The organism is Chelatococcus asaccharovorans (assembly GCF_003201475.1).
Taxonomy (GTDB): domain Bacteria; phylum Pseudomonadota; class Alphaproteobacteria; order Rhizobiales; family Beijerinckiaceae; genus Chelatococcus; species Chelatococcus asaccharovorans.
On record NZ_QJJK01000005.1, the window covers coordinates 258,500 to 274,297 of the forward strand.

The following is a 15,798-nucleotide window of genomic DNA, read 5'->3' on the forward strand; positions in this document are numbered from 1 at the left end:
CATGGCGGAGGCGGTGGCGCCACGGGTCTTCACCATCGCGCCCGGCGCGCCCTTCCTGCCGACGCTGGTCGAGGCACTCTCCACGGGTCGCATCCTGCCCGGCCTCAGCCTGTCCGACGGCACGCTCGATCCGCTGGCGCTCGCCGATACCACCATCTTCCTGCCCACCCGCCGCGCTGCGCGGGCGCTGACGACCCTTCTCGCTCAACGCTGCGAGGGGCGAGCCGTGCTCCTGCCGCGTATCGTGCCGCTGGGCGATGTCGATGACGCCGAGATCGCCCTGGCCGCCGACCTCGGCGGGCTGGGCGAGGGGGATTTCACAGGCCTGCCCCCGGCGATCGGCGAGACCGAGCGGCGCCTCATCCTGACACGGCTGGTGCTGGCCTGGGCCAAAGCCGTCGATCGCGCACTGCTGCGGCTCGACGATCACGAGCCGTTGCTGGTGCCCGCTTCTCCGGCCGATGCCCTCGGCCTCGCGGGTGATCTCGCCCGTCTCATGGATGCGCTGGCCACCGAGGGGATCGCCTGGGAGAGCCTGCACAGCCTCGTGGAGGACCGCTATTCCCGCTACTACGGCATTACGCTCGACTTCCTGAAGATCGCCGCCGAGACCTGGCCGCAGATCCTGGCGGACCGTGGCGCGAGCGATCCCGTCAGCCGCCGCAACGCCATCATCCTCGCCGATGCCGAACGGCTCGCCCGCGAGCGGCCTGAGGCCCCCATGATCGTTGCGGGCTCCACGGGTTCGGTGCCGGCGACGGCCCATCTCATCGCCGCCGTGTCGCGGCTGCCGCAGGGCGCGGTCGTCCTGCCCGGCCTCGACCGGAGCCTCGACGAGCCCTCCTGGCGGGCCATTGCCGAGGCCCGCCACGGCCATCCGCAGGCTGCCCTGCAGCGGCTCATGACAACCATCGGTGTCGACCGTGCCGACGTCCGGGAACTCGCGGATCGCTCCCCGGAGGCCATGGCCCGCGCGACCTTCCTTGCGGAGGCCCTGCGGCCGGCCGAGACCACCGATGTCTGGGCGGCGTATCGTCAGGGAGGTGGGGGCGACGGCGCGGGAGATTTCCTGACGGGAGACTTCGGCGCAGGAGACTTCGCGACCACGACGCGCGCGGCCCTCGCGGGCCTGGCGCTGGTGGAGGCGCCGGACGAGCGTTCCGAGGCCCTGGCCGCCGCGCTCGCCATGCGCGAGGCGCTGGAGACGCCCGGGGCGACTGTCGCGCTCGTCACGCCGGACAGAATGCTGGCCGAACGCACCATCGCCGAACTCGCCCGCTGGGACATCGCGGTGGAGGATTCGGCCGGGTTGCCGCTCAGCCGCACGCGCGCCGGTGGCCTTGCCCAGCTCGTGGCCGAGGCCGCACTCGCCGATTTCGCGGCACCGGAGCTGCTGGCGCTCCTCAGCCATCCCGACGCGACCTTCGGGCAGGGTTTCGCGGCGGCGCGCCAGGCAGCAGAGGCGTTCGAGATCGGGCTCCTGCGCGGGCCGGAGGCGCCCCCCGGCATCGCGGGCCTCAAGGTGATCCTGCCCGAGCGGCGCGCCGAGGCCACGAGCCGGCGCAGCCCCAGGCCCCTGCGGCGCCTCGGCGCACCGGCCTGGGACCGCATTGCCGCGCTGCTCGACGCAATGGAGGAAGCCTTCGGGTCCTTCAACCGGCAGATCCTCGCGGATGGCCCGGTTGACCTCGTCGCGATGGCCGCCGCCCATGACGCGGCCGTGCGCGCCGTTTCGGCGCGCGCGCCGGAGGAGGAGCGGGAGCCGCCGCGGGCCGATGGCTGGGGCGATCTCGCGAGCCTGTTCGACGATCTCGCCGCGGCCGAGGCTGCCGAACTCGTCGGCCGCGCGGCCGACTATCCGGCCTTCTTCGCCGGGCTCCTGGCCGAGCGCATGCTGCGCCGGGGCGAGGCCGCGCATCGCCGCGCCAAGGTTTTCGGCCTGCTGGAAGCCCGCCTGCTGAGCGCCGACAGGATCGTGCTGGGCGGGCTCGATGAAGGCATCTGGCCGCCAGTCGTGCGCACGGACGCCTTCCTCAACCGCCCCATGCGCACGGCGCTCGGGATGAGCCCGCCGGAGCGACGCATCGGCCAGACCGCCCATGACTTCGTGGAGGCGCTCGGGACCCGCGATGCCGTGATCACCCGCGCGCTGAAGCGGGAAGGCGCGCCGACCGTGCCCTCGCGCTTCCTGCAGCGCATGCGGGCGCTGGCAGGCACTGAGGCCTGGGAGGAGGTTCGGGCCCGCGGCCGCACCATCCTCGCCTGGGCCGAGGCCCTGGAGCAGGCGCCGGCACAGCCGACGCTGCGCCGCCCGCGGCCGAAGCCGCCGCTCCATCTCATTCCCCGTTCGCTGAGCGTGACCGAGGTGGAGACGCTGGTGCGCGATCCCTACGCGGTCTTTGCCAAGCATGTGCTGAAACTCGACCCGCTGGAAGGGCTCGCGGTGCCCCCCGGCGCCGCCGATCGCGGCAATCTGGTCCACGAGGCGCTCGGCCGTTTCGCCATGGCTTACCCGGCCGCGTTGCCGGCCGATGCGCTCGCCGCTCTGACAGCCATCGGCCGGGAGGTCTTCGCGCCCTATCGGGCCTATCCCGACGTGATGGCGCTGTGGTGGCCGCGCTTCCTGAGGCTCGCGGAGGCCTATGTGGCGTGGGAGGAGGGTAGGCGGCCGGGTCTGGCGCGGCTTCATGCGGAAATCTCCGGCGCGCTTGACCTTGCCCTTGCGGATGGATCGAGCTTTGCCCTGCGCGGGCGCGCGGACCGCGTCGAGGAACGCGGCGACGGCGCGGTGATCGTCGATTTCAAGACGGGGCAGGTGCCGTCCGCAAAGCAGGTTTTCGCCGGCTTCGCACCGCAGATGACGCTTGAGGCCGCGATGCTCGTCGCCGGAGGCTTCAAGGGACCGGCACCGGTGCCCGCGGACCGGATCGAGCTCCTCTATGTCAGCGCCACCGGCGGCAAGGAGCCGCTCAGGCCGCGGCCGGTCAAGCCTGAGAAGGACGAGACGCGCAGTGTCGCCGATCTCGTTGCCGAGCATCCCGTCCAGCTGGCGAAACTCATGTCGCGCTACTGCAGCGGCGAGATCGGCTTTGCCTCGCGGCCCTTTGCCGAATATGCCAAGCGCGAAGGCGTCTATGACCATCTGGCGCGGGTGCGCGAATGGTCCACCGGCGGCGACGACGGGGGCGGCGAATGAGCATGCCGCCTTCATCCACGCCGGCCTTATCGGTCGATGATGTCATCGGCCGGGTCATCACCCAGCAGCATCGCGCCGCCAATCCTGGCGCTTCCGCCTGGGTGTCGGCCAATGCGGGTTCCGGCAAGACGACCGTGCTGGCCAACCGGGTGTTGCGCCTGCTGCTGGCGGGTGCGGAGCCCGGACGCATCCTCTGCCTCACCTTCACCAAGGCCGCTGCCGCCAATATGTCGAACCGGGTGTTCGACGAGCTCGGCCGCTGGGTCGCGCTCGATGATGCCGCGCTCGATGACGCCTTGCTGCGCCTCATGGGGACGCGCCCGACGGCGGATCTGCGCCAGGTCGCGCGCCGGCTGTTCGCGTGGGCGATCGAAACCCCGGGCGGCCTCAAGATCGAGACCATTCACGCCTTTTGCGAGCGCGTGCTGCATCTCTTCCCCTTCGAGGCGAATGTCCCCGCCCGGTTCGAGGTGCTGGACGACATGGACGCCGCCGATCTCCTCGCCCGCGCCCGCGTCGCTGTGATCAGCGACGCCATTGCCGGCCGGGCGCCCGCACTGGCCGCCGCGCTCGACCGGCTGGTGGAGGAGGCGGGCGACGTCACCATCGACAAGGCCCTGGCTGAGGCGCTGCGTGCCAAAGCTCTGCTGCGGCAGGGCTTCTCCAGGGAGCACGGCGCGCCCGGGGCGAGTGGCATCGCGACAGACGCCATCAAGGCGGCGCTCGGGCTTGATCCGGCGGACGATCGCGCCCGCGTCGAACGGGCCATGCTGGAGGACGGCATTCCGGAGGTGGATTGGCCTGATATCGTCGCCGCGCTGGCGGCCGGCCAGAAGACGGACAGGGACCTGGCCGATTGCCTGAGGTCCGCGCTTGCGGCGACGAACCAGCCGGACCGGCTGGCGGCCTATCGGTCGCTGTTCTTCACCAAGGCCGGCGGGCCGCGAGCCGACAACCGCTTCGGCACGAAGGCCATCGATCCCGCCTTGATCGAGCGCCTGCGTGCCGAGCGTGACCGGTTGGCAGCGCTGACCGGGCGCTTCAAGGCGGTGCTGGCCGTCGAGCGGACGGCGGCGCTGCTCACAGTGGCGAGCGCGGTCTTTGCCCGTGTCGAGGCGCTGAAGAATGCGCGCGGCGCCTTGGATTTCGACGATCTCATCGCGCGCACGGTCGATCTCTTCGCCCGCCACGAGGCGGCCTGGGTGCTCTACAAGCTCGACGCCGGCATCGACCATATTCTCGTGGACGAGGCGCAGGATACGAGCCCCGCGCAATGGCGCATCCTGAAGGCGTTGGCGGAGGAATTCACCGCCGGCGAGAGCGCGGCGGTGACGCGGCGGACGCTGTTCGCCGTGGGCGACCCCAAGCAGTCCATCTACGGCTTTCAGGGCGCCGCCCCGCGTGAGTTCGACGGCAGCGGCCGTTATTTCCGCCGGCGCGTCGAGGCCGCCGGCCAGGCTTTCGAGGACGTGCGCCTCACGGTCTCCTTCCGCTCGGCGCCCGAGGTGCTGAAGGCCGTCGACGCCGTCTTTGCCGATCCCCAGCATTTCCAGGGCCTGTCCTTCGAGGACGGCGCCGTCGGCACGGTGCACGAGAGCGCCCGGCCGCAACTCGCCGGCCTCGTTGAGCTGTGGGAGGCCGAGCGTCCGACCGAGGTGCCGGATTCCGAGGCCTGGACGCTGCCGGTCGACGAGCTGGAGGAGGGCTCACCGCCGGTACGGCTGGCCCGGCGCATCGCGCGCGCCGTGAAGCACTGGACGGGCGGGGGTGACGACGGCCGGCGCTTCTCCGCCGGCGATATCCTTATTCTCGTGCGCAAGCGCGGCGGCTTCTACGAGCAACTGATTCGCGCCCTGAAGGACACCGGCCTGCCGGTGGCCGGCGCCGACCGGCTCAAGGTCACCGAGCATATCGCGGTGCGCGACCTCGTCGCCGCCGGACGCGCCGCCCTGCTGCCCGCCGACGACCTGACGCTCGCGGCGCTCTTGAAGTCGCCGCTGGTCGGTCTCGATGACGACGATCTCATGCGCATCGGCGCCGAACGGCCGGACGACCAGTCGCTCGAGCGCGCCCTGACGCTGGCGGCCGACGCCGGCGACGAGAGGGCCACCCATGCCGCCACCCTGCTGGCGGAGTGGCGCCAGCGCGCGCGGTGCGGCGGACCCTTCGCCTTCTATGCCCATCTCATCGGGCCCGGCGGCGGCCGCCGGCAGCTGGTGGCGCGCCTTGGCGCCGAGGCGGGCGACGCCATCGACGAATTCATGGCCGCGGCCCTGGGGTATGAGCGCCGGCAGGCGCCGTCGCTGGCGGGCTTCCTGACGGCCTTCGGCGAAGCCGAGCGCGAGGTGAAGCGCGATCTCGACGACAGCCGTGACGAGATCCGCGTCATGACCGTGCATGGCGCCAAGGGGCTGGAGGCGCCGGTCGTCATTCTGGCCGATGGCTGCGACGTGCCGACCGGGCGCATGGACCCCAAGCTCTTCGCGATTGCCGGCGGCGATGGTGTCGCCGTGCCGATCTGGTCGCCGCGAGGCGAGCTCGATCCCCCCGTGGTCGAGGCCGTCCGCGCCGGGCTGCGGCGCGAGGCGGAGGAGGAGCATAATCGCCTCCTCTATGTGGCGATGACGCGGGCCAAGGAACGGCTGGTTGTCGCCGCCTACACGAGCCTTGGCCGCGACCCCAAGACGGGCGAGTTCAAGCCGCTGCCGGAGAAAAGCTGGCCCGCGATGATCCACAAGGGCCTCGAAGCCGGCGCCTATGGGCTTGTCGAGGCCCCGGTGCGCTACGGCACGGCTCCCGTGTGGCAGTGGCGCGATCCTGCCCGCGTGGCAAGCCCATCGGCGCCGCCGGCGGTAACGGCCCCGCCGGTGCCGACCTTGCCCGCCTGGCTCGGCCGTCGCCTGCCCCCGGAAAGGGAGGCGCGCCCGCCGTTGCGTCCCTCGAGCGCGCTCGGTGCGGCCGACCAGCTTCCCCCTGACGGTGGTGCCGCCGGTACGCTCGCCGGGCCATTGGGGGCGCCGCCGCGTTCCCGGCGCGATGATGACGCGCGGCGCCTGGCGCGGCTCGGCGGCGATTTCCTGCATCAGCTCCTGCAGCACCTGCCCGAAGGCCTCATGCGCGGCGGCGAGGCGGCTGCGCGGGGGATCGCGGCGCTCCTGAAGGTACGTGCGGCCGGTCTTGACGACGAGCAGCGTGACCGCCTCGTCACCGACGCGCTGGCGGTGCTGGCCCGGCCGGATCTCGCCGCCCTGTTCGGACCCGGCAGCCGCGCCGAGGTGCCGATCGCCGGCGCGATCACCATCGACGGTGAGGCCGTGCCCGTCTCGGGCCAGATCGACCGCCTCGCCGTGACGGACGAGGCCGTCCATGTGGCCGACTTCAAGACGAGTCACTGGCCACCAGCAACGCTCGACGCGGCCCCGCCGGGCCATCTCGCGCAGCTCGCCGTCTATGCCGCCCTGCTGGCCGAGATCTATCCGGATCGGCCGGTCCGGGCCTTCCTCGTCTATACGCGCGGGTCGCGCGTCTTCGCCGTGCCACCGGAGGCCCTTCAGTCCGCACTCATGCTCGTCAAGCAGGCGTGATCTGTGCTGCCTGCTCCTTGACCGACCCCGTCACGCTTCTTACGTTTCCACCCAACGGACGGCCATGGCTCCGCGTGCAGCCGTCACCCAGGAAAGGTTTTTTCATCATGGCGACCACCAAGGTAACCGACGCAAGCTTCGAAACCGATGTCCTGAAGGCCGGTGAGCCGGTGGTTGTGGACTTCTGGGCCGAGTGGTGCGGTCCCTGTCGCATGATTGGCCCGGCCCTTGAGGAAATCGCCACCGAGATGGCCGGCAAGGTCAAGGTCGTGAAGGTCAATGTCGACGAGAACCCGGCGACGGCCGCGCAGTTCGGCATCCGCTCGATCCCGACGCTTCTCCTGTTCAAGGACGGCAAGCTCGCCGGCCAGAAAGTCGGCGCCGCGCCGAAGAGCGACCTGTCGCGCTGGATTTCCGCTTCGGTCTGATCAGACCCAGGCGCTTTGCTGCCGCAAATTAAAAAGAACCCGGCCCCTCATGGAGCCGGGTTTTTTGTTGGGGCCGGGCAAGGCAGTATCAGCCCGAGGGAGGGGAATGGCTCGCTGCGCATTGTTGGGGAGGAACGCGCGAGCGGGCTGCCGCCGCAATCCGGCGGATGCTCAGGTCGGCGGCGTGCCGTTGGCAGCCAGGACCTCGCCCGCGAAATAGAGCGATCCGGTGATCAGGATGCGGGGCGGATGGTCCCAGTCCTGGTGCTTGAGGGCGGCGAGAGCCGCCTCGACACTGGCATGGGCCGAGGTGACGAAGCCGAGGTCCTGGGCGATTTCGGCAATCTCCTCGGCCGGGCGCGCGGCGAGCTGCGTCGTCATCGACACCGCCAGCAATTCGCGGGCAAGCCCTGCGAAGGGCGACAGGAAGCCGACCGCATCCTTGGTGCCGAGCATGCCGACGATGAGCACGAGCGGTGCCGGACGGCTCTCTTCCATATCGGCCATGGCACTGGCTATCGCGCGGCCCCCCTCGGGGTTATGCCCGCCGTCGAGCCAGATTTCGGCGCCCTCAGGCGCATGGCCGATGAGATCGCCGCGCGTGAGGCGCTGCATGCGGGCCGGCCAGTCGGCGTTCTTCATCCCCGCTTCATAGGCCGCAACGGGCAGGCGATCGAAGCCGCCCGTCCGCAGCGCCGCGATCGCGGTGCCGGCATTGATATGCTGGTGCCGGCCGGCGAGGCGCGGCAGCGGCAGATCGAGCAGGCCGCGCTCGTCCTGATAGACGAGCCTGCCTCCCTCCTCGTGGATGGAGAAATCCTGGTCGCCGATGACAAGCGGCGCACCGATGCGCTCGGCGCGCGCTTCGAGAACGGCGGCCGCCTGCGGATCCTGCGGCGCGATCACGGCCGGCACGCCGCGCTTGAAGATGCCGGCCTTGGCAGCGGCCACGGTCGTGATGCGGTCGCCGAGATATTCGGGATGGTCCAGCGAGACGGGCGTCACCACCGTCACCAGCGGGTCCGTGATGACATTCGTGGCGTCGGCCTCGCCGCCCAGCCCGACCTCGAGCAGGAGCGCGTCGGCCGGGCTTTCCGCGAACAGCAGGAAGGCGGCGGCCGTCGTGATCTCGAAGAAGGTGATGGGCTCGCGGCCGTTGGCCTCCTCGCAGCGGCGGAAGGCGTCGAGCAGGCGCTGCTCATCGACGATCCGGCTGCCGTCCGGGCGCCCGATCCGGATGCGTTCGTGGTAGCGCACGAGATGCGGCGACGTATAGACATGCACCGACAGGCCCGCCGCTTCCAGAATGGCGCGCGTGAAGGCGATGGTGGAGCCCTTGCCGTTGGTGCCTGCGACATGGAAGGTCGGCGGCAGCCGGCGCTCGGGATGGCCAAGGCTCGCCAGCAGGCGCGCGATGCGCCCCAGCGAAAGGTCGATCACCTTTGGATGCAGCGCGAGAAAGCGCGCCAACAGGGCATCGGACGATTCCATCGCGTTTCCCGCTTTCTGCCCGTCCATGGAAACGCGGATTACTCCGCGGCGGCCTCGAGCGCCGGCGCCTCGGGCTCGGGCTCGTCCTTCGCTTCGGCGGCCGGCACGGCCGGGGTCCGCATCATGATGCCGTTCAGGCGCGCGATGGTCGCCTTCAGGTCATGGCGATGGACCACCATGTCGACCATGCCGTGGTCCTTGAGATATTCCGAGCGTTGGAAGCCCGGCGGCAGTTTCTCGCGGATGGTCTGCTCGATGACGCGGGGACCGGCGAAGCCGATGAGCGCGCCCGGCTCGGCAATGTGGACGTCGCCCAGCATGGCATAGGAGGCCGTGACCCCGCCCGTGGTCGGGTTCGTCAGCACGACGATATAGGGGAGCTTCGCGTCACGCAGGCGCTGGACGGCGACCGTCGTGCGCGGCATCTGCATGAGCGAGAGGATACCCTCCTGCATGCGCGCGCCCCCCGAAGACACGAACAGGACGAAAGGCGTGCCGCGGCTGCGCGCGGTGTCGAGGCCGGTGATGATGGCCTCGCCGGCCGCCATGCCGAGAGAGCCGCCCATGAATTCGAAGTCCTGGACGGCGATGGTGGTCTTCTGGCCCTCGACCTCGCCGACGCCGACGAGTACCGCATCCTGCATGCCGGTCTTGGCCTTGGCGTCGCGCAGGCGATCGACGTAGCGCTTCTCGTCGCGGAACTTGAGGGGATCGATCGCGACCTCGGGGGTCGGGATGGCTTCCCATCGCGCCTCGTCGAACATCGCCTTCAGGCGATTGGTCGCCGTCATGCGCAGGTGATAGTTCGAGCCGGGAATGACGTAGAGATTGGCCTCGACGTCCTTGTGGAACACCATCTGCCCCGTGTCGGGGCACTTGATCCACAGATTCTCCGGCACTTCGCGCTTGAAGAGTGTCTTGATCTTCGGCCGAACGACGTCGGAGATCCAGTTCATCGTCTATCCATCCTTCCAGATGTCACGGCCACACAACGCGGGGCGCGATGCTCATGCCCTGACGCGCTGGCCGTCGCGCACACCGGCGGCGAGTTCCTTCACCAGACCGACGACAGACTCGACAGTCCCTGTCCCGGCCCGGCCGTCCGCAGCGAGCGAACGGCGCACCGCATCGACTAGAGCCGATCCGACAACGACGCCATCCGCAACCTTTGCCACCTCTGCCGCGTGGGCACGGCTCTTTACGCCAAAGCCCACCACAACAGGAAGGTGGGTATGCGCCTTGATCCGGTCAACCGCCACGCCCACTTCTGCGAAGTCCGGGGTCGCCGAGCCGGTGATACCGTTAATGGACACGTAATAGACGAAACCGCTGGTATGCGCGAGGACTGCCGGCAACCGCTTGTCGTTCGTCGTCGGTGTCGCAAGCCTGATGAAGGCGATGCCGGCCTCCAGCGCCGGCAGGCAGAGCTCGGCGTCTTCCTCAGGCGGCAGATCGACGACGATCAGGCCGTCGACCCCGGCCGCCTTGGCATCGGCGAGGAAGCGCGGCACACCATAGATATAGATGGGGTTGTAGTAGCCCATCAGGATGACAGGCGTGTCGCTGTTGGCTTCGCGAAAGGCTGCGACCATGGCGAGCGTCTTCGCGAGCGTCTGTCCGCCTTTCAGCGCGCGCTGCGACGACAGCTGGATCGCCGGGCCGTCGGCCATCGGATCGGTGAAGGGCATGCCGATCTCGATGAGGTCGGCCCCGGCGCCGGGCAGCGCCTTGATCAGGGAGAGCGACGTGTCGTGGTTGGGATCCCCCGCCGTCACGAAGGTGACGAGCGCGGCGCGGCCTTCCGCCTTCACGGCGGCGAATTTGGCGTCGATGCGGCTCATGACAGATGGCTCCCCAGCATCTCCGCGACCTGCGACACATCCTTGTCGCCGCGGCCGGACAGGTTCACCACCATGATGTGGTCGCGCGGGCGCTCGGCGGCGAGTTCGACGGCCTTGGCGATCGCGTGGGCGGATTCAAGCGCGGGAATGATGCCCTCGAGCTTCGAGAGAAGCTGGAAGGCCGCGAGCGCCTCGGCATCCGTCGCGCCGATGTAGTTCACCCGGCCGACGTCATGCAGCCAGGAATGTTCCGGGCCGATGCCGGGATAGTCGAGGCCGGCCGAGATCGAGTGCGCCTCGATGATCTGGCCGTCATCGTCCATGAGGAGATAGGTGCGGTTGCCGTGCAGCACGCCCGGCCGGCCGCCATTGATCGAGGCGGCGTGGGCTTCCGTCAGGAGGCCATGGCCGGCCGCCTCCACGCCGAAGATTTCGATACCGCGGTCATCCAGGAAGGGATGGAACAGGCCGATGGCATTGGAGCCGCCACCGACGCAGGCGACGAGCGAGTCGGGCAGCCGTCCCTCGGCGTCCATGATCTGGCTGCGGACCTCGTTGCCGATGATCACCTGGAAGTCGCGCACCATGCCGGGGTAGGGATGCGGGCCCGCCACCGTGCCGATGCAGTAGAAGGTATTGTCGACGTTGGTCACCCAGTCGCGCAGGGCGTCGTTCATCGCATCCTTCAGGGTGCGCGAGCCCGACTGCACGGGAACGACCTTGGCGCCCAGCATCTCCATGCGGAAGACGTTGGGCTTCTGCCGCTCCACGTCCACGGCGCCCATATAGACCACGCATTCAAGGCCGAAGCGGGCGCAGAGCGTTGCGGTCGCCACGCCGTGCTGGCCGGCGCCCGTCTCGGCGATGATGCGAGTCTTGCCCATGCGGCGGGCGAGCAGGATCTGCCCCAGCACATTGTTGACCTTGTGGGAGCCCGTGTGGTTGAGCTCCTCGCGCTTCAGATAGATCCTGGCGCCGCCGCTGCCGCCTTTGGCCGCGGCTAGATCGCGGACGTGCTCTGTCAGCCGCTCCGCAAAGTAGAGCGGGCTCGGGCGCCCGACATAATGCGTGTGGTAACTCGCCATCTCCCTGGCGAAGGCGGGGTCTGCCTTGGCGGCGGCATAGGCCGCCTCCAGCTCGAGCAGATTGGGCATGAGCGTCTCGGCCACGAAGCGGCCGCCGAACAGCCCGAAATGCCCGTGCTCGTCGGGGCCTGTCCGATAGGAATTCGGCTCGTTGGTCACGCCACTTTGCCTCTCGCGTCGCCGCCATCGTCGCAAGCTGCGCGGGCGGCCTTGATGAAAGCTTCGATACGGGCCGGATCCTTGACACCCGGTGCCCGCTCGACCCCCGATGATACATCGACCCCCCAGGGGGTGACGAGACGGATGGCCTCGGCCACGCTCGCAGGGTCAAGCCCTCCTGACACCATGAACGGCAGGGCGAGGTCAAGTCCGACGACGAGGTTTCGGTCGAACGGCAGCCCGTTTCCGCCAGGTAACGCCGCATCCTTGGGGGGCTTGGCATCCAGCAGAATGCGGTCTTCGCCGTCAGCCTGGGCGAGCAGGGTTGCCGCGAGATCCCGCGCCGCGGCAACATCCGCCGCCGATGCGATGCCGACGGCCTTCATCACCGGCCGCCGGAAGCGCGCCTTGATGGCGGCGACGCGCGCGGCCGTCTCATGGCCGTGCAGTTGCAGAAGGTCGGGCCGCGTGGCGGCGACGATATCCTCAATGAGAGCATCGTCGGCATCGACAGTGAGGGCAACGATCGCCGCGCGCCCGCGCGCCTGATCCGCGAGAAAGCGCGCGGTGTCGAGGTCGACGCAGCGCGGGCTCTTCGGAAAGAACACGAGCCCGACCATGTCGGCGCCGCTGTCGAGCGCTGCGGCCAGGGTGTCGGGCGTGCTCAGCCCGCAGATTTTGATGATCGTCAAAGGTCCGTCATCCCCACAGCGCGAAAGCGCTGCGACGCATTAAGCGCTTCAAATCGGCGGAATCGTGGCTATGGCCTGGGATTGCGGGCGATGGGAGACAGGGCCCGTGCGCAGACGTTCCAGCTCACGCTTCTGTTGGCGCACGATCCTGCGGTGCTTGCCTTGTGCCGTCCAGACGACGACGCCACCGATGATGACGCCGAGCATGACACAGAGGAACAGCGCGACGAACAGCGGCATCTCGAGGCTGGCCAGAGGCTGCTCGGGGGAGAAAGGATCGAGCGATACCCGGATGAGGCCACGGTTGGCAACCGACAGGAGCACGACGATAAGGCCAAGCGGCACAAGCACCAAGGCTTTCAGAAATCGCTTCATCGCGATGTCTCCCGTCGCATAGCAAGCATTCTCAAGCGAAATGGGCACCGGTTCGCGCGAAGACAATGCGAAAAGCAATCAACTGGAGACAATACCGATCGGATCGGAATTGCCTCCAGCCTCGGCTCTTTCCCATCCAACGCAGGATTACGCCCGCGCGCGCGCCGCACCGCGGCTGCGTGAGGTCGGGGCTGCGCCATTGAGCCGCTGGCGCATCTCCTTGCCTGTCTTGAACACGGGAATCATCTTTTCCGCGACCGAGACGGTCTCCCCGGTGCGCGGATTGCGTCCGACGCGGGCATCGCGCTTCTTCACCGAGAAGGCCCCGAAGCCGCGCAACTCCACCCTGTCGCCACGGGCCAGCGCCCGCGTGATCTCGTCCAGGATGGCGTTTACGATGTTCTCGACATCTCGTTGGTAGAGATGCGGGTTTTGCTCAGCAATGAGCAGCACCAGTTCCGACTTAATCATGTGCCCCGCTTAGTCCTTGAAAAATCACTATTTTTCGAGTGCAGGGTGCCAGAGGGCGAGAAGCCCGTCAAGGCGGTCGGCTGCTAATTGATTGTCAAGACGGTCAAAAATTGCGGCAACATTGGTCAGCCCCATGCCTTGTGCGCCCATCGCCACGGCACTCCACAGCCCGAACGTTCCGTCTGATCCGGCCCGTTTCCACTCGCGTACGGGAAGATCCCGGGCGATCTTCTTCTCCTGTTCGAGCCAGGCAATAGCCTGGCGGCGATCGCCGAGCTGGTCCACGAGCTTCAGCTCCAGCGCCTGATGGCCAGTGAACACGCGCCCGTCGGCAACCACGGTCAGCCGTGCGTCGTCGAACTTCCGCCGCTCGCGCACCAGTCGCTTGAACCAGCCGTAGCTGTCGGCGACGATCGATTCGAGCGCGGCGCGCGCGGCCGGAGACGTCGGCTCGAAGCCGTTCGGCGCAGCCTTCAGCGGGCTCGATTTCACCTCCTCCATCTTCACCCCAAGGGTATTGAGGAGCCCCTCGACGTTCGGATATTGCATCAGGACGCCGATGGAACCGACGAGCGACGTCTCGAGCGCGACGATACGGTCCGTGCCGATGGCTGCGATATAGCCGCCGGATGCGGCCAGCCCGCCGACAACGGCGACGGTCGGCTTCTTCGCCGAGAGCTCCCGCAGCGCGTTGTAGATCCTCTCCGCGCCGGACGTCGTGCCGCCGGGGCTCGAGATCTCGACGAGCACGGCCCGCACCGAGCCGCTGTTGCCGACATCGCGAATGAGGTTGAGCGTGCGCTCATCGCCGCTGATGAAGCCGGACAAGGAGATGCGCGCAATCTGCGCCTGACCGTCGCTTACCTTGTCGCGGAAAGCCCAGGCAACAGCCCCGACCGCGAGGATGAGAACGAGGAAGACCGCGGCGCGCCACCAAGTGAGCTTGCGCCGGAGACGCTTGCGATCGACAAGAAGATCGGCCTCGAAGGACATCGGCGGGGTTCCTCACTGGCGCAAACGAGAAGCGCAAACGGCATGCGATGCCGTCTGATTTAGTCTCGAGCGGCGGAGCCGGCAAGGCTTCAGGCCGAGATGGCGGCCTGATGGCGATCGAGCGCGATCAGGGCGAGGCCGCTCGCGACGGAGCGGAAGGCATCGCCCACATGGATGCGCGCGGGCCCGAAGCGCCGGTCGAACAGGGCGCGCACGCTCGGCACATGCGACGTGCCGCCGGTCATGAAAACCGCTTCGATAGCCTCGGGAGCCGTGCCTGCGCGGGCCAGCGCCTCATCGAGCGCACCCTCGATGGCATTGACGTCGTCAGCGATCCATCGGTCGAAATCGCTGCGCTTGATGGTCGCCTCGATCGTCACGCCCATCTCGTTGAACGACAGCAGCGCTTCGTCTGCCGATGACAGGGCGATCTTGGCGGCGGAGACCGCCCGATAAAGCGCATAGCCGAGGTCGTATTCGATGACGGCCAGGAGATCCTCCAACTTCGCCGGATCCTCCGAATCGCGGATCAGCGCCTTGAGCTCGGTCATGGTCTCGCGGCTTTTCATCAGCGAGAGGCGGTGCCACTGCGCAAAGGCCGCGTGATAATGCGCCGGCACCGGCAACCATTTGTCGAAGGAGCGATAGCGGCTGTCCTTGCCCAGGCGCGGCGAGACGGCGTGCTCGATGATGCGGTAATCGAAGCTGTCGCCCGCGACGCCGACACCGGCATGGGAGAGCGGGATGGCCTTCAGGCGTCCGGCATCGCCGCCGGGCTCGAAGCGCATCACCGAAAAATCGCTGGTGCCACCACCGAAGTCGGCGACGAGCATCGTTTCCGCCCGGGTGAGGTTGCGCGCATACCAATAGGCGGCCCCCAAGGGTTCATAGGCATAGTCAACGCTCGCCATGCCGCCGGCCGCATAGGCGGCGGTGAGGCGGCTGAGCGCGAGCTCCTCGTCCGGCCGATCGCCCGCAAAGACGACGGGGCGCCCCGAGATCAGCGACAGCTTGTCGAGCCCGTCGAGCCCGGCCGTGAGATCGCTGAGGAAGACGCTGATCAGATCTTCCAGGCTGTAAAGCTTGCCGAAGAGACGCGTGTCCTGGAAGGCGCGGCTGGACAGGTGAGTCTTGAGCGATTGCAGGAAGCGGTGCTCGCTCGTCATGTCGATCGCCATATGGAGCGCGTCTGGCCCGCTCGCATGGCGGATGGCGGTGGCGGGCGGGCGCCCCTCGCGCCAGAACATCAGGGCCGACCGGTAGGCATCAACCGGCCCGGCATGCGTGGGGAAGCTGCGCGTGGTGACGTGTCCGTCGTGATGCGCCAGTGCCACGACGCTGTTCGTCGTGCCGAAATCGATGCCGATGGCGGCAACATCCTCCGGGGCTTTCGCTGCGATCGTCACGTCAGGCTCCTGTCGGGCAATTCCAGGACAAGCGGATACCGGCGCCCCGGCCGGAATTGCGTGAAATCAAAGAGATG

12 protein-coding genes are annotated in these 15,798 nt (G+C 68.5%); 3 read left to right on the forward strand and 9 right to left on the reverse strand.

Annotated features, from left to right (window positions below; all coding sequences use genetic code 11):
• Position 1: 1 nt before the first annotated feature.
• The 3 genes from addB (at position 2) to trxA (ending at position 7,208) form a co-directional block, all read left to right on the forward strand.
• Positions 2 to 3,196, forward strand: coding sequence for a double-strand break repair protein AddB (gene addB, locus C7450_RS13395; RefSeq protein WP_110374947.1), 3,195 nt, complete (start codon positions 2 to 4; stop codon positions 3,194 to 3,196).
• A gap of 2 nt (positions 3,197 to 3,198) precedes the next feature.
• Complete coding sequence (gene addA / locus C7450_RS13400) at positions 3,199 to 6,780, forward strand: double-strand break repair helicase AddA (RefSeq protein ID WP_245449702.1); 3,582 nt, start codon at positions 3,199 to 3,201, stop codon at positions 6,778 to 6,780.
• Between the two features lie 107 nt (positions 6,781 to 6,887).
• Positions 6,888 to 7,208 carry a thioredoxin gene (gene trxA / locus C7450_RS13405; protein ID WP_110374949.1) on the forward strand — a complete coding sequence of 107 codons (321 nt, stop codon included), beginning with the start codon at positions 6,888 to 6,890 and terminating at the stop codon, positions 7,206 to 7,208.
• 171 nt (positions 7,209 to 7,379) lie between these two features.
• Here trxA and C7450_RS13410 read toward each other — a convergent pair whose 3' ends face one another.
• From C7450_RS13410 to C7450_RS13450, 9 genes are all read right to left on the reverse strand, one after another.
• Complete coding sequence (locus C7450_RS13410) at positions 7,380 to 8,699, reverse strand: bifunctional folylpolyglutamate synthase/dihydrofolate synthase (RefSeq protein WP_110374950.1); 1,320 nt, start codon at positions 8,697 to 8,699, stop codon at positions 7,380 to 7,382.
• Positions 8,700 to 8,737: 38 nt separating this feature from the next.
• Positions 8,738 to 9,655: an acetyl-CoA carboxylase, carboxyltransferase subunit beta gene (accD, locus tag C7450_RS13415; RefSeq protein ID WP_110374951.1), complete on the reverse strand. Its 918-nt coding sequence runs from the start codon at positions 9,653 to 9,655 to the stop codon at positions 8,738 to 8,740.
• Positions 9,656 to 9,706: 51 nt separating this feature from the next.
• On the reverse strand, positions 9,707 to 10,540 hold the full coding sequence (gene trpA, locus C7450_RS13420; RefSeq protein WP_110374952.1) for a tryptophan synthase subunit alpha: 834 nt from the start codon (positions 10,538 to 10,540) through the stop codon (positions 9,707 to 9,709).
• The gene (gene trpB, locus C7450_RS13425) at positions 10,537 to 11,784 is read right to left on the reverse strand and encodes a tryptophan synthase subunit beta (RefSeq protein WP_110374953.1); all 1,248 of its coding nucleotides are present in this window, start codon (positions 11,782 to 11,784) and stop codon (positions 10,537 to 10,539) included. The genes trpA and trpB overlap by 4 nt, the downstream gene beginning before the upstream one ends.
• On the reverse strand, positions 11,781 to 12,476 hold the full coding sequence (locus C7450_RS13430; protein WP_110374954.1) for a phosphoribosylanthranilate isomerase: 696 nt from the start codon (positions 12,474 to 12,476) through the stop codon (positions 11,781 to 11,783). Before C7450_RS13430 ends, trpB begins: the two co-directional genes overlap by 4 nt.
• Before the next feature lie 48 nt (positions 12,477 to 12,524).
• The gene (locus tag C7450_RS13435) at positions 12,525 to 12,851 is read right to left on the reverse strand and encodes a LapA family protein (protein WP_110375138.1); all 327 of its coding nucleotides are present in this window, start codon (positions 12,849 to 12,851) and stop codon (positions 12,525 to 12,527) included.
• A gap of 147 nt (positions 12,852 to 12,998) precedes the next feature.
• Complete coding sequence (locus C7450_RS13440; protein ID WP_110374955.1) at positions 12,999 to 13,322, reverse strand: integration host factor subunit beta; 324 nt, start codon at positions 13,320 to 13,322, stop codon at positions 12,999 to 13,001.
• Between the two features lie 27 nt (positions 13,323 to 13,349).
• Positions 13,350 to 14,315: a signal peptide peptidase SppA gene (gene sppA / locus C7450_RS13445; RefSeq protein ID WP_110374956.1), complete on the reverse strand. Its 966-nt coding sequence runs from the start codon at positions 14,313 to 14,315 to the stop codon at positions 13,350 to 13,352.
• 89 nt (positions 14,316 to 14,404) lie between these two features.
• Positions 14,405 to 15,721, reverse strand: a complete 1,317-nt coding sequence (locus C7450_RS13450) for an Hsp70 family protein (protein ID WP_245449704.1) — start codon at positions 15,719 to 15,721, stop codon at positions 14,405 to 14,407.
• Positions 15,722 to 15,798 lie beyond the last annotated feature (77 nt).

Bases quoted from the DNA above. Each gene is read 5' to 3' on its own strand.
- accD (WP_110374951.1), bottom strand. From the start codon at position 9,655: ATGAACTGGATCTCCGACGTCGTTCGGCCGAAGATCAAGACACTCTTC.
- sppA (WP_110374956.1), bottom strand. From the start codon at position 14,315: ATGTCCTTCGAGGCCGATCTTCTTGTCGATCGCAAGCGTCTCCGGCGC.
- C7450_RS13435 (WP_110375138.1), bottom strand. From the start codon at position 12,851: ATGAAGCGATTTCTGAAAGCCTTGGTGCTTGTGCCGCTTGGCCTTATC.
- trpA (WP_110374952.1), bottom strand. From the start codon at position 10,540: ATGAGCCGCATCGACGCCAAATTCGCCGCCGTGAAGGCGGAAGGCCGC.
- C7450_RS13440 (WP_110374955.1), bottom strand. From the start codon at position 13,322: ATGATTAAGTCGGAACTGGTGCTGCTCATTGCTGAGCAAAACCCGCAT.
- addA (WP_245449702.1), top strand. From the start codon at position 3,199: ATGCCGCCTTCATCCACGCCGGCCTTATCGGTCGATGATGTCATCGGC.
- C7450_RS13410 (WP_110374950.1), bottom strand. From the start codon at position 8,699: ATGGAATCGTCCGATGCCCTGTTGGCGCGCTTTCTCGCGCTGCATCCA.
- addB (WP_110374947.1), top strand. From the start codon at position 2: ATGGCGGAGGCGGTGGCGCCACGGGTCTTCACCATCGCGCCCGGCGCG.
- trxA (WP_110374949.1), top strand. From the start codon at position 6,888: ATGGCGACCACCAAGGTAACCGACGCAAGCTTCGAAACCGATGTCCTG.